The sequence below is a fragment of the Sphingomonas sp. 10B4 genome (assembly GCF_035019905.1).
Lineage (GTDB): Bacteria > Pseudomonadota > Alphaproteobacteria > Sphingomonadales > Sphingomonadaceae > Sphingomonas > Sphingomonas glacialis.
Genome location: NZ_JASJVC010000013.1, coordinates 34,966 through 46,942, shown reverse-complemented (window position 1 = coordinate 46,942; position 11,977 = coordinate 34,966). Strand labels below are relative to the sequence as shown.

Annotated in this window: 10 protein-coding genes; 7 read left to right on the top strand and 3 right to left on the bottom strand. The window is 64.6% G+C overall.

All coding sequences use genetic code 11. From position 1 onward, the window contains the following. The first annotated feature begins 5 nt into the window (after positions 1–5). The 4 genes from QN347_RS06240 to QN347_RS06225 all read left to right on the top strand — a co-directional run bounded on the left by QN347_RS06240 (position 6) and on the right by QN347_RS06225 (position 4,287). Entirely contained in the window at positions 6–302 is a 297-nt protein-coding gene (locus QN347_RS06240; protein WP_322162634.1) for a GIY-YIG nuclease family protein, read from the top strand. 76 nt (positions 303–378) lie between these two features. Then, positions 379–3,345: an isoleucine--tRNA ligase gene (gene ileS / locus QN347_RS06235; RefSeq protein ID WP_322162636.1), complete on the top strand. Its 2,967-nt coding sequence runs from the start codon at positions 379–381 to the stop codon at positions 3,343–3,345. After that, positions 3,342–3,884 carry a signal peptidase II gene (gene lspA, locus QN347_RS06230; protein ID WP_322162638.1) on the top strand — a complete coding sequence of 181 codons (543 nt, stop codon included), beginning with the start codon at positions 3,342–3,344 and terminating at the stop codon, positions 3,882–3,884. Before ileS ends, lspA begins: the two co-directional genes overlap by 4 nt. Further along, positions 3,877–4,287, top strand: a complete 411-nt coding sequence (locus tag QN347_RS06225) for a DUF3035 domain-containing protein (RefSeq protein ID WP_133186598.1) — start codon at positions 3,877–3,879, stop codon at positions 4,285–4,287. The genes lspA and QN347_RS06225 overlap by 8 nt, the downstream gene beginning before the upstream one ends. Before the next feature lie 88 nt (positions 4,288–4,375). On the opposite strand, the gene QN347_RS06220 is transcribed toward QN347_RS06225, so the two are convergent. The 3 genes from QN347_RS06220 to sseA form a co-directional block, all read right to left on the bottom strand. Next, complete coding sequence (locus QN347_RS06220) at positions 4,376–5,233, bottom strand: TorF family putative porin (protein WP_322162641.1); 858 nt, start codon at positions 5,231–5,233, stop codon at positions 4,376–4,378. A gap of 193 nt (positions 5,234–5,426) precedes the next feature. Beyond that, positions 5,427–6,620 carry a cystathionine beta-lyase gene (gene metC, locus QN347_RS06215; protein WP_322162643.1) on the bottom strand — a complete coding sequence of 398 codons (1,194 nt, stop codon included), beginning with the start codon at positions 6,618–6,620 and terminating at the stop codon, positions 5,427–5,429. Between the two features lie 115 nt (positions 6,621–6,735). Next, positions 6,736–7,575, bottom strand: coding sequence for a 3-mercaptopyruvate sulfurtransferase (gene sseA / locus QN347_RS06210; RefSeq protein ID WP_322162645.1), 840 nt, complete (start codon positions 7,573–7,575; stop codon positions 6,736–6,738). 128 nt (positions 7,576–7,703) lie between these two features. On the opposite strand from sseA, the gene queF reads away from it, so the two are divergent. The 3 genes from queF (at position 7,704) to QN347_RS06195 (ending at position 11,898) form a co-directional block, all read left to right on the top strand. Continuing rightward, complete coding sequence (queF, locus tag QN347_RS06205) at positions 7,704–8,150, top strand: preQ(1) synthase (protein WP_189675766.1); 447 nt, start codon at positions 7,704–7,706, stop codon at positions 8,148–8,150. 151 nt (positions 8,151–8,301) lie between these two features. Next, positions 8,302–10,575 (top strand): glycosyltransferase family 4 protein, encoded by a 2,274-nt coding sequence (locus tag QN347_RS06200; RefSeq protein WP_322162647.1) that lies wholly within the window; start codon positions 8,302–8,304, stop codon positions 10,573–10,575. Positions 10,576–10,617: 42 nt separating this feature from the next. After that, complete coding sequence (locus QN347_RS06195; RefSeq protein WP_322162649.1) at positions 10,618–11,898, top strand: glycoside hydrolase family 130 protein; 1,281 nt, start codon at positions 10,618–10,620, stop codon at positions 11,896–11,898. The last annotated feature ends 79 nt before the right edge of the window (positions 11,899–11,977 follow it).

Below are 11,977 nucleotides of genomic sequence, written 5' to 3'. Positions count from 1 at the left end.
ATGGGATGGAGAAACCAGGCTTCGTTTACATCATGGCGAACCGTCGCAACGTTACGCTCTATATCGGCGTAACGAGTGACCTCCCCAAGCGCATCTGGGAGCATCGCAACGACCTGATCGGTGGCTTCAGCAGGCGATATGGCTGCCACCGGCTTGTCTGGTACGGCGCATGCGGCGGGATCGAACACGCGCGTAAGCGCGAATTGCATATGAAGGAATGGAAGCGCGCCTGGAAAATCCGCGAGATCGAGGGCCTCAATCCGGAGTGGGAAGATTTTTTCGACCGACTCGATCCGATGTGATGCGCGTTCCGACTGGACCCCGGCCTTCGCCGGGGAACTAGCAAGAGCTTCCGTGCTTCGCTAAGGCCGCACTCAAATGACCGAGACCCCAGACACAACGCCCGCCCCGCGCGATTATCGCGACACCGTCTTCCTGCCGAAGACCGACTTCCCGATGAAGGCCGGCCTGCCCGCCAAGGAGCCCGGCATCCTCGCGCGCTGGCAGGCGATGGGCCTTTACGAGAAGACGCGCGAAGCCCGCCGTGGCCGCGAGAAATTCATTCTGCACGATGGCCCGCCGTATGCGAACGGCGACATGCATATCGGCCATGCGCTCAACCATATCCTCAAGGACACGGTGTGCCGCACGCAGGGGCTGCTCGGCAAGGACGCGCCCTATGTGCCCGGCTGGGACTGCCACGGCCTGCCGATCGAGTGGAAGGTCGAAGAGCAGTATCGCGCCAAGAAGCGCAACAAGGACGAAGTCCCCGCGAACGAATTCCGCGCCGAGTGCCGGGCGTACGCGCAGCATTGGGTGAACGTGCAGCGCGAGCAGCTCAAGCGGCTCGGCATCAATGGCGACTGGGACCATCCCTATCTGACGATGGACTTCGCCGCCGAGGCGACGATCGTCACTGAGCTGATGAAGTTCGCAGGAGACGGCCAGCTCTATCGCGGCGCCAAGCCGGTGATGTGGTCGCCCGTTGAAAAGACCGCGCTCGCCGAGGCCGAGGTCGAATATGAGGACGTCGTGTCGACGCAGATCGACGTGGCGTTCGAGATCGTCGATGCGCCGAATTCTCCAGCGATTCAGCGATGCCTGGCGTCGGGGAATAAGATCCATGCTGTGATCTGGACGACAACGCCGTGGACAATCCCCGTCAATCAGGCATTGGCTTACGGTCCGGAGATTGAGTATTGGCTGGTTGACGGAGTCGATTCCGAAGACGGAGTTTATCGGCAGTATCTCGTAGCCGAGCCACTCCTGGTCAAGTTTATGGAGCGGATGTCCGGACAGGCTTGGCCGCCGATCGCCGGGGACGGCACGGAGAAGGAACCTCTTTGGTCCATCTTCCAAGCGTCGTTCGATCAGCCGTGGCGGATCAAAGGCTCCGACCTTGAAGGCGCCACCGCGCGCCATCCGATGCACGAACTCGGCGGGTTCTTCGCGAAGCCGCGGCCGTTCCTGCCGGGCGATTTCGTCACTACCGACGCCGGCACCGGGCTCGTCCATATGGCGCCGGACCACGGCGAGGACGATTTCCTGCTGTGCAAGCAATATGGCATCGAGCCGGTCTTCGCGGTCGATGGCGCGGGGATGTATCGCGACGATTGGGCGTGGCTCGGCGGGCAGGGCTCGGTGATCAACAAGAAGTTCGTCTCCGCCGAGGGGCCGATCTGTTCGGATTTGCGCGCGGTGGGCGCGTTGCTCGCGGCGAGCGATGATTTTGCGCATTCGTATCCGCATTCGTGGCGGTCGAAGGCGAAGGTCATTTTCCGGGCTACCCCGCAATGGTTCATTCCGATGGATCAGGCGCTGCCGCAGTCCCCCTCCCGCTTGCGGGAGGGGTTAGGGGAGGGCAGTGCCGCGAGCGCTGACCTTTCCGGCACGCCCCTCCCGCAGGCGGGAGGGGAGCAAGAAGGGGCGACCCTTCGCTCCACCGCTCTCGCCGCCATCGAAGCGACCACCTGGTATCCGCCCAAGGGCCAGAACCGCATCACCGCGATGGTCGCCGGCCGCCCCGATTGGGTGATCAGCCGCCAGCGCGCGTGGGGCGTGCCGATCACGCTGTTCGTCAACCGCCTGACCGGCCAGTATCTCGTCGACCCCGCTGTCAACGCGCGCATCATCGCCGCGATCAACGCCGAGGGCGTCGATGCGTGGAGCGAGGAAGCGGCGCAGGACCTGCTCGGCCCCGACTACGACCTCGCCGATTACGAGCGCGTCACCGACATTCTCGACGTGTGGTTCGACAGCGGCTGCACGCATGCCTTCGTGCTCGAAAGCGGGCGCTGGCCCGATCTGCAATGGCCGGCCGATCTCTATCTCGAAGGCTCAGACCAACATCGCGGCTGGTTCCAGTCGTCGCTGATGGAGGCGTGCGGCACGCGCGGGCGCGCGCCGTACAATGCGGTGCTGACGCATGGCTTCACGATGGACTCCAAGGGCATGAAAATGTCCAAGTCGCTCGGCAACACGATCAACCCGCTCGATTTGATGAAGGAATCGGGCGCGGATATCCTGCGGCTGTGGGCGCTGTCGGTCGATTTCACCGAGGACCACCGCATCGGCAAGGAGATATTGGGCGGCGTGTCCGACCAGTATCGCAAGCTGCGCAACACCTTCCGCTATCTGCTCGGCGCGCTCGACGGGTTCGAGGAGAGCGAGCGGCTGCCGGTCGCGGAGATGCCCGAGCTCGAACGCTACGTGCTCCATCTGCTCGCCGAGCTCGACGCCAAGCTCAAGGCGGCGGTGCTGGTGTACGATTTCAACAGCTATGTCCGGCTGCTGACCGAGTTCGCGCAGGAGGATCTGTCGGCCTTCTACTTCGATATCCGCAAGGATTCGCTCTATTGCGACGCGCCGGCCGACCCCAAGCGCCGCGCGGTGCGCACCGTGTTCGACACGCTGTTCGATGCGCTCGTCCGCTACGCCGCGCCGGTGCTGTGCTTCACCGCCGAGGAAGTCTGGCAGGCGCGCTTCCCGAGCGAGGATGGCTCGGTGCATCTGCTCGAATGGCCCGAGGTTCCCGCAGTCGACAGCGTCGATGCGGCGAAGTGGGACGCCGTCCGCGCCTTGCGCCAGCAAGTGACCGAGGCGATCGAGCCGCTGCGCCGCGAGAAGATCGTGCGCTCGAGCCTCGAGGCCGAGGTGGTCGTGCCCGAGGCGCCGCTGCCGGTCGCCGAACTCGCCGAGTTGTTCATCGTCGCGCAAGTCACGCTCGGCGACACGCTCGCGGTGGCGCGGACCGACTTCCACAAATGCGGGCGCTGCTGGCGGCTGCTCCCCGAGGTCGATGAAGACGGCGATCTGTGCGATCGCTGCGAGGCGGTGGTGGCATGAGGCTCCCGCTCGCAGGCTTCGCGACCGCGGTCGCGCTCTTCGTCGCCGACCAAGCCGCCAAGCTCGGCGTGACCGAGGGGCTCAAGCTCGATGCGATGACCAACGCGCATTACGTCACGTCGTTCTTCAACCTGCGCTTCGTCGCCAACAAGGGCGTGTCGCTGGGGCTGCTCCACGCCGACACCGACACGACGCGCTGGCTGCTCGTGCTGATGACCGGCGCAATCGCGGTCGGCGTGCTGGTGTGGATGCTGCGCGAGACCAAGCGCGCCGACCAGATGGCGCTCGGGCTCGTGCTCGGCGGCGCGTTCGGCAACATCCTCGACCGGATCCGGCTCGGCTATGTCGTCGATTTCGCCGATCTGCATTTCGGCGAGTGGCAGCCGTTTCTGGTGTTCAACATCGCCGACGCGGCGATCAGTATCGGCGTGCTCATCTTGCTCGCGCGCGCGCTTCTGATACGAGATACACCGAACCAAGATTCTGGGACCAAAGCATCTGGGGCGGACCAGGGCCCAACGGAGAATATCCATGCGTAAGATTTCGATTCTGTCGGCCGGCGTGGCGCTGCTCGCGTTGGGCGCTTGCGCGCATGGCAAGGGTGGCCGCAGCGGGCCCGACGAATTCTCGGTCGCGCGCCAGGCTCCGCTCGTCATTCCGCCCGATTTCTCGCTGACCCCGCCAAAGCCAGGTGCGGCGCGTGCAAACGACACCAGCGCCAACGCGCAGGCGCTCGACGCGCTGTTCGGCGGCACCGCGCCGCGCAGCGCCGCCGAAAGCGCGGCGATCTCGCAGGCGGGTGTCGATTCGGACGATCCCGGCATCCGCTCGTCGGTCGGCGATCCGGGCACGACCGTGGTCGACAAGGGCACGACGACGCGCGACGTGGTCGCAGCGCCCGAGGGCGACGGTCAGGCAGCCAAGGCGACCGCGCCGAAGTGAGCCAAAACAAAACCCTCCCCCGCGGCCGCGGGAGAGGGTTTCGGGACCGATCAGAGGGAGTGCCCGCAAGGGCGCTCCCTTCTTCGTATCAGAAGTTCACGCCGACATAGGCGAGCACGGTCGATCCGCGGCCGAAGCGCGACGCATAGCCGCGCCGGTACAGCCCGCCGACCTTGTTGTTGGTGATGTCGGTATCGACATAGCTCACGCCGACCTTGAACGGACCCCCGACGGCTTCGGCGGTTGCCGACCAGTCGAGATAGTTGCGGTCGTTGCCGTTGAGGTTGGCGAGGCCGAGCGAGCCGTCGGTATAGCCGAGATGGCCCTTCAGCGTGATCGGCGTCTTGGGCACCGCGACCGAGGCCTCGCCATAGACGTAGATATTGTCGTCCTTGTTGTTCGGCGTGAAATCGAGGCCTTTCTGGCCGCCCCACGCATAATTGCCGCCGACCTTGGTCGAGACCGGGCCGAGCGTGTAGCTCACCGAAGCATAGGGCTCGAAGAAGTCGGTGTTGAGGCCCTTCACGCCGCTCGGATAGTAATAATAGAGCAGGCCGCCATCGACCGTGAGGCCGCTGAAGGTCTTGGTATAGCCGGCGTACAGATCGACCTCGGCATCGCCGTATCCGGTGAGGAGCGGGGTCTTGCCGCTGCCGTCGATCGTCGAGGCCCAGGTGCCGACATAGAAGCCGGCCGAGCTGTTGATATTGATCGTGCCCTGGACGGCGCCTTCGCCGTTGGTCTGGGTCAGGCCGCGGAAGCGGTAATCGCTGATCAGCGTTGCGCCGCCGGTGATCTTGAACGGCTTGTCGGGCGCGGCAGGCGCCGCGGCGGGCGCGTCCTTGGCGTCGGGCGTGGTGGTGGTGGTGGGGACATCCTGCGCAAAGGCGGGCGTGGCGGAGGCGGCGAGCAAGAGCGCGCCAAGCGTAGATGTGGAGAAGCGCATCGTTTCCCTTTCGAAAATGCGACTGTCCCCGCCTGCTTTACCGATGCGGCGTCTGTCGGAGGCGCAAGACCTCCCGCGCAGCTAAGCGGCAAGATCTTTCATTGCCGAGCTACGCTGCATCGCACAACTTAATTCGCGCGCGTGCGCGGGATACCGCGCTATTGTGGCTGTTGCGCAACACCCGTGTTTCAAATCATTGCTGAGCGGAAAAGCGCGCCAGGCCGGCGGCGAGGTCGGCGATCAGATCCGCCGGATCCTCGAGGCCGATCTGCAGCCGGACGAGTGGCCCGGCATCGGCGCGGCGCGTGACGCTGCGATGGCGTTGTGGGTCGACCGGCAGCGCGAGGCTTTCGAACCCGCCCCAGCTATAGCCGATCCCGAAATGCTCGAGCCCGTCGATCAGCCGTGCGCGATCGGCCTCGCCACCGCCGTTGAGGACGAACGAGAACAGCCCCGACGACCCCTTGAAGTCGCGCAGGAAGTTCACGTGGCCGGGGCAGCTCGGCAGCGCCGGGTGGAGCACGGTCGCGACTTCGGGCTGCTGCTCGAGCCAGTGTGCGATCTCGAGCGCGCTTGCCTGATGCTGCTTGAGCCGGATCGCCATCGTGCGCAGGCCACGGCTGGCGAGCCAGCTGTCGTCGGGGCTGGCGATCTGGCCGAGCTGGAAGCTGGTGTCGCGTAGCCGCGCGAAATGGCCCGGCGCGGCAGTGACCGAGCCGAGCATCACGTCGCTATGGCCGACGATATATTTTGTGCACGCAAGGATCGTGAGGTCGACGCCGTGCGCGATCGCGGGGAAGAACAGCGGCGTCGCCCAGGTGTTGTCGAGCAGCGTGGTGATGCCGCGCGCCTTGGCGACGGCGACGATCGCTGGAATGTCCTGAACGTCGAAGGTCAGGCTGCCGGGGCTCTCGAGCAGGATCGCGCGAGTCGCATCGGTGATCACGTCGGCGATGCCCGCGCCGATCATCGGATCATAGAAGCGCGTCGTGATTCCCATCCGCTTGAGCAGCCCCATGCCCATCGCGCGGGTCGGGTCATAGGCGCTGTCGGGAAGGAGCAGTTCGTCGCCGGGCGAGAGCACCGACAGCAAGGCGGCAGCGATCGCCGCGACGCCCGAGGGGTAAAGGAAAGTGCCTTCGGCGCCGGGCTCGAGCTCGGTCAGCGCATCGGCGAGGCTCCACTGCGTCGGCGTGCCCTTGCGACCGTAGAACAGCCGGTGGTGCGTATCGCGCCCACCCGCCTCGCGCAGATCCGCGACCGAATCGTAGAGGATCGTCGAGGCGCGCCAGACCGGCGTGTTGACGATCCCCTGCGTCCATTCCTTGCGGCGGCCGGCGGTGACGACGCGGGTCGAATCGCCCTTGGGGGCATCGGTCTTCTTCATGGCGCGAAATCCTGCAATGCAGGCCCTGCAAAGCCGCAGACCGTGAAGAAGGCAAGAGCGTCGCGCGTATTGTTGGAAGCCCCTCCCGTTCAGGGGAGGGGCTTTCGAGACGCGCTTACGCCGCGCCGGTCGCCTTTGGCGTGGTGCGGTCGGCACCCCATTCGGACCAGCTGCCGTCATAGACCGCCGCCTCGTTGCCGAGCAGATGCGCGCCGAACGCCAGCGCCGAGGCGGTGATGCCCGAGCCGCAGGTGGTGACGAGCGGCTTGGCGACATCGATGCCCGCGCCTTCGAACGCCGACTTCAACGCGTCGCCGGTCTTCCACGTGCCATCGGCATTGAAGAGCTCGCCGACGGGCAGGTTCTTCGAGCCCGGGATATGGCCGGCATGCGTCGCCGGGCGCGGATCGGGTTCTTCGCCGGTGAAGCGTGCGGCCGAGCGCGCGTCGAGCACTTGCTCGGCGCCGCTGTCGACATTGGTCTTCATCTGATCGAGCGTGCGGACGCCCTTGTCGTCGGCCCAGACGGTGAAGTGGCGGTGGCGGAGCTGCTCCTTGCCGCTGGCGGTCTCACGCCCTTCGGCCTGCCATTTGGCGAGCCCGCCATCGAGGATCGCGACATCATGCGCGCCGAAGGTGCGCAGCATGAACCAGGCGCGCGCCGAGGTGTGGAGCGGCGAATTGTCGTAGAGCACGATGCGGCTGCCATCGCCGAGACCGAGCGACTGCATCCGGCTGGCGAACTTTTCGGGCGCGGGGAGCATTGAGGGCAGCGTGCTGCTGGTGTCGGCGATCTCGGCGAGATCCATGAACACGGCGCCCGGGATGTGCGCGGCTTCATATTCGGCGGCGGGGTCGCGGTCGACGAGTCCGGCGAAATAGGTGGCGTCGACAATCCTCAGGTCGTTCGCGCCCAGCTCGTTTGCGAGCCATTCGGTTGTCACCAGCGAATCCATCGATCGTCTCCTTTGTTTTTTGATAGCCTAACCATCCGATCGCGCGCCGTCGAGACGCTCAAGGATCATCCGCGCGGGATGATCGGTGCGGGATGACGGGGGCGGATCGCTTCCCTATATCGCTGTGTATGACTCCTATGCATCTCGGCCAAACCAGCGCGCTCCCCACTTCGCCCGAGGAGGCGGTGCTCGATTATGTCCCCAACCCGCGGCCCGGTCGCCTGTATTTGGTGCGTTTCGCGGTGCCCGAATTCACCTCGCTTTGCCCGGTGACGGCACAGCCCGATTTCGCGCATCTCGTGATCGATTACGCACCTGCAGCAACGATCGTCGAATCGAAGTCGCTCAAGCTGTTTCTCGGCGCGTTCCGCAACCACCAGGCATTCCACGAGGATTGCACCGTCGGCATTGGCGAACGGCTGTTCACCGAGATGCAGCCGACATGGTTGCGAATCGGCGGCTATTGGTATCCGCGCGGTGGCATTCCGATCGACGTTTTCTGGCAATCGGGCGCCCCGCCCGAGAGCTTGTGGCTGCCGTCGCAGGACGTTCCGGGCTATCGCGGGCGCGGTTGAGCGCTGGGCCCGTTCATCCTACCGCAAGGTTGATTTGGATCAGACAATTCCCATTGTTGCAATGCAACATTCTTGCAACCATATTGAAACTTGGCCGTTCGGGAGAGGTAACTCGAGGGTATAAGCCCCGTCAGAAATAGGATTTGCGAACATGGTGCAACTGGCGGATGTCGTGAACTCGATCGACCACCTGGCTTTGGTCGGTAATTTTCTGCCGCGTAAATGTGGTCTTGCAACCTATACCACCGATACCTTCACCGCGCTGAAGAGCCGGTTCCCGGATCTTAAGATCGACGTCTATGCGATGGACGATCACCCCGGCCGGTACGAATATCCCCCCGAGGTGACGCGCAGCATCCCCGAGCAGGACCGGATGCAGTATCTCGAAGCCGCGCGCGAGATCGAGGCGAGCGGTGCGCAGGCGTTGTGGCTGCAGCACGAATACGGCATTTTCGGCGGCGCAGCGGGCGAGCATATCCTTGCCTTGCTCGAGCGCGTGTCGATGCCGGTGATCGTCACGCTCCATACGATCCTCGAAAAGCCCAACGCCGATCAGCGTCGCGTGATGGAAGGCCTGTTGCGGCGTGCGTCGCGCGTCATCGTCATGGCCGAGCGTGGTCGTGAGATCCTCGAGCGCGTTTATGGTGCAACCGGCCGGTCGATCGTGATGATCCCGCACGGTGTTCCCGATCGCGAGTTCGTCGATCCCAACACGCTCAAGTCGCGCTTTGGCTGGGAAGGGCGCGACGTCGTCCTGACCTTCGGCCTGCTCGCGCCGGGCAAGGGCATCGAAGTGATGATCAATGCGCTGCCCGCGATCGTCGAGCAGAACCCCAAAGTGCTCTATGCCGTGCTGGGTGCGACGCATCCGAACCTCGTCGCACACGAAGGCGAAAAGTATCGCGACAAGTTGAAGGCGCTTGCGCTCGATCTCGGGGTCGGTCGCAATATCGAATTCATCGATGCGTTTCTCGAGCATGACGAGCTCATCGACTATCTGCAGGCGGCAGACATCTATGCGACGCCGTATCTCAATCCGGCGCAGATCACCTCGGGGACCTTGTCCTACGCAGTCGGCGTCGGCAAGGCGGTGGTCTCGACGCCGTATGTCCATGCCACCGAGATTCTCGCGGATGGGTACGGCGTGCTCGTCGACTTTGGGGATTCCGCAGCGTTCGCGCGCGAGATCAACGCCTTGCTCGGCAGCGAGCGCAACCGGATCAAGCTTTCGGAGCGTGCCTATGCGCGTGGCCGTACGATGATCTGGCCGCGCCTCGCCGAACTCGCGATGCGCGAGATTGGGCAGATGGTCGCCTCCAAGCCGTTGCGCATGCCGAGCAGTACTGCGGCGCTGACTCCGCTCGCGCCCGATTTCGCGGCGGTCGAGCGGATGAGCGATTCGACCGGCATGCTGCAGCATTCGATCTTCTCGATTCCCGATCGCCGCCATGGCTATTGCATCGACGACAATGCCCGTGCGCTCATGCTGGTAAGCCAGATGACGTCGCTCGACGAGGTCCAGCGCGACAAGTGGATGACGATTTATGCGTCGTTCCTGCAATATGCCTGGAACCCCGAGGAGCGGCGTTTCCGCAACTTCATGAATTTCGATCGCACCTGGTGCGAGGAGTTCGGTTCGGAGGATTCGAACGGTCGCACGCTGTGGGCCTTCGGCGTGACCGCGCGCGATGCGCAGATGGACAAGCACAAGATGTGGGCCGCATCGATGTTCGACATGACGGCGTCGCTGTCGCTCGAACTGGGATCGCCACGCGCACACGCTTTTGCGATGCTGGGTGCCGCGGCGATGCTCGAGGTGGTTCCAACGCATTCCCTCGCCCGGACGATTCTCACGCGCTTCGGCGACGATCTGCTCGCCTTGCTCGAGGATGCGCGCCGTCCGCAGTGGGAATGGTTCGAGATCGTGTTGGCGTATGATAATGCGCGTCTGCCCGAGGCCCTGCTGCGTGCCGGTCTTGCGCTCCAGCGCGACGACATAATCCAGTGCGGCCTAAAGACGCTCGAATGGATCGTCGCCAAGCAGACCTCGCCCGACGGCCGCTTCCGCGCGGTCGGCAGCGAGAGCTTCGGGCGGGTCTATGCCGAGCCGTTGCAGTTCGACCAGCAGCCGCTCGAGGCGCAGGCGACGATCGACGCGTGCAGCGCGGCGTTCGATGCATCGCGGGACGCGCGTTGGGTCGAGGAAGCCAACCGCGCGTATCGCTGGTATCTCGGGCAGAACGATCTCGATTTGCCGCTGGCAACCGTCCAGGATGGCGGCTGCTTCGACGGCTTGATGCCGAGCGGGCTCAACCGGAATCAGGGTGCCGAGTCGATTTTGGCGCTGCAATTGGCCGGTTGCACGATTTCCGGGCTGGCAAAGCGGGCGCAAAGCGTGGCAGGACCGGATCGCGCCGTCGCGTAGCCTCGCTCGCGACGTCGCCAAGGCGTTACGCGAGGCGATATTGTGATCGAGCTGTTTGAACACCCATTGCGACTCCACGCCGACCCGTCACGGGTCGTCGTGCGACCGTTCCACCTTGCCTGGAGCGGCAATGGTGGCAACCGCACCGAGCGGATCGTCAATGCCGTGATGGCGCTCGATGCTGCCGAGACGCGCGCCGAGCTCGAGGTGGTGCTCAAGGATTTCGAGGCGCGGCATTGGCAGACGCGGCGCGTCTTCATGACGCGCTACGACGAGATCGAGGCGATGCTCGGGCTCGACGGCAGCGAGATCGGCGACGGGAAGCGCCAGCTGATCGGTGCCTATTTCTGCCACGAATACAGCTATGCTGCGGCGGCGTTGATGAATCCCAGCGCGGTGCCGCATTTCGACCAGTCGGGCATGCCTGCGGGATCGCAGCGCATCCTGATGAGCTTGCGCGCGGTGGGCGAAGGGCACATCTCCTCGGTCGCGTTCCGCGAAGGCATCATTACCGACGGCAATCAGTTGAAGCTCGCGCCCGAGCCGCCGTTCGCGACCGCGACCGATGCGGTCGGGCTCGACGAGGAAGAACTGCCCGAGGGGCCGATCACCGTCTATCGCCACCGCGATTCGACGCTGTCGGGTACGGTGATCTTCCCGATCACGGCGGCACAGTCGAAGGGGCTCGAGGATCTTCGCCTCGTCCAGTTCCAGCATGACGATGGCAGCTACGAATGGCTCGGCACGTACACCGCGTATAACGGCTCGACGATCCAGTCGGAGCTGATGCGTACGCGCGACTTCCGCGCGTTCGATCTGGTGCCGATGTCGGGTTCGGCGTCGCGCAACAAGGGCATGGGGCTGTTCCCGCGCAAGGTGAACGGCCAGTACATGATGATCGGCCGGCAGGACGGCGAAAACCTGTATCTCATCAAATCCGACACGCTGACGCATTGGGACGAGGGCGAGAAGCTGCTCGGGCCGATGTATCCGTGGGAGCTGGTCCAGATCGGCAATTGCGGCCCGCCGATCGAACTCGACGAGGGCTGGCTGCTGCTGACGCACGGCGTTGGCGCAATGCGCAAATATGCGATCGGTGCGGTGCTGCTCGACAAGACCAACCCGGCCAAGGTGATCGGCCGCACACGCGAGCCGATCCTCGCTGCGGCGAACCAGGACCGCGAGGGCTATGTGCCCAATGTCGTTTATACGTGCGGCGCGATCCGGCATGGCGACACGCTGTTCGTGCCCTACGGCGTGGCCGATAGCTCGGTCGCGTTCGCGTTCATCGACATCAAGACGCTGCTCGAGGCAATGGCCTAACCTCCGTCTTCCTTCGGGAGAGGGAAGGGGCCCGCTCGGCGAAGCCGAGGGGAAAGGGTGAGGGCAGTTCGTCTTTTGC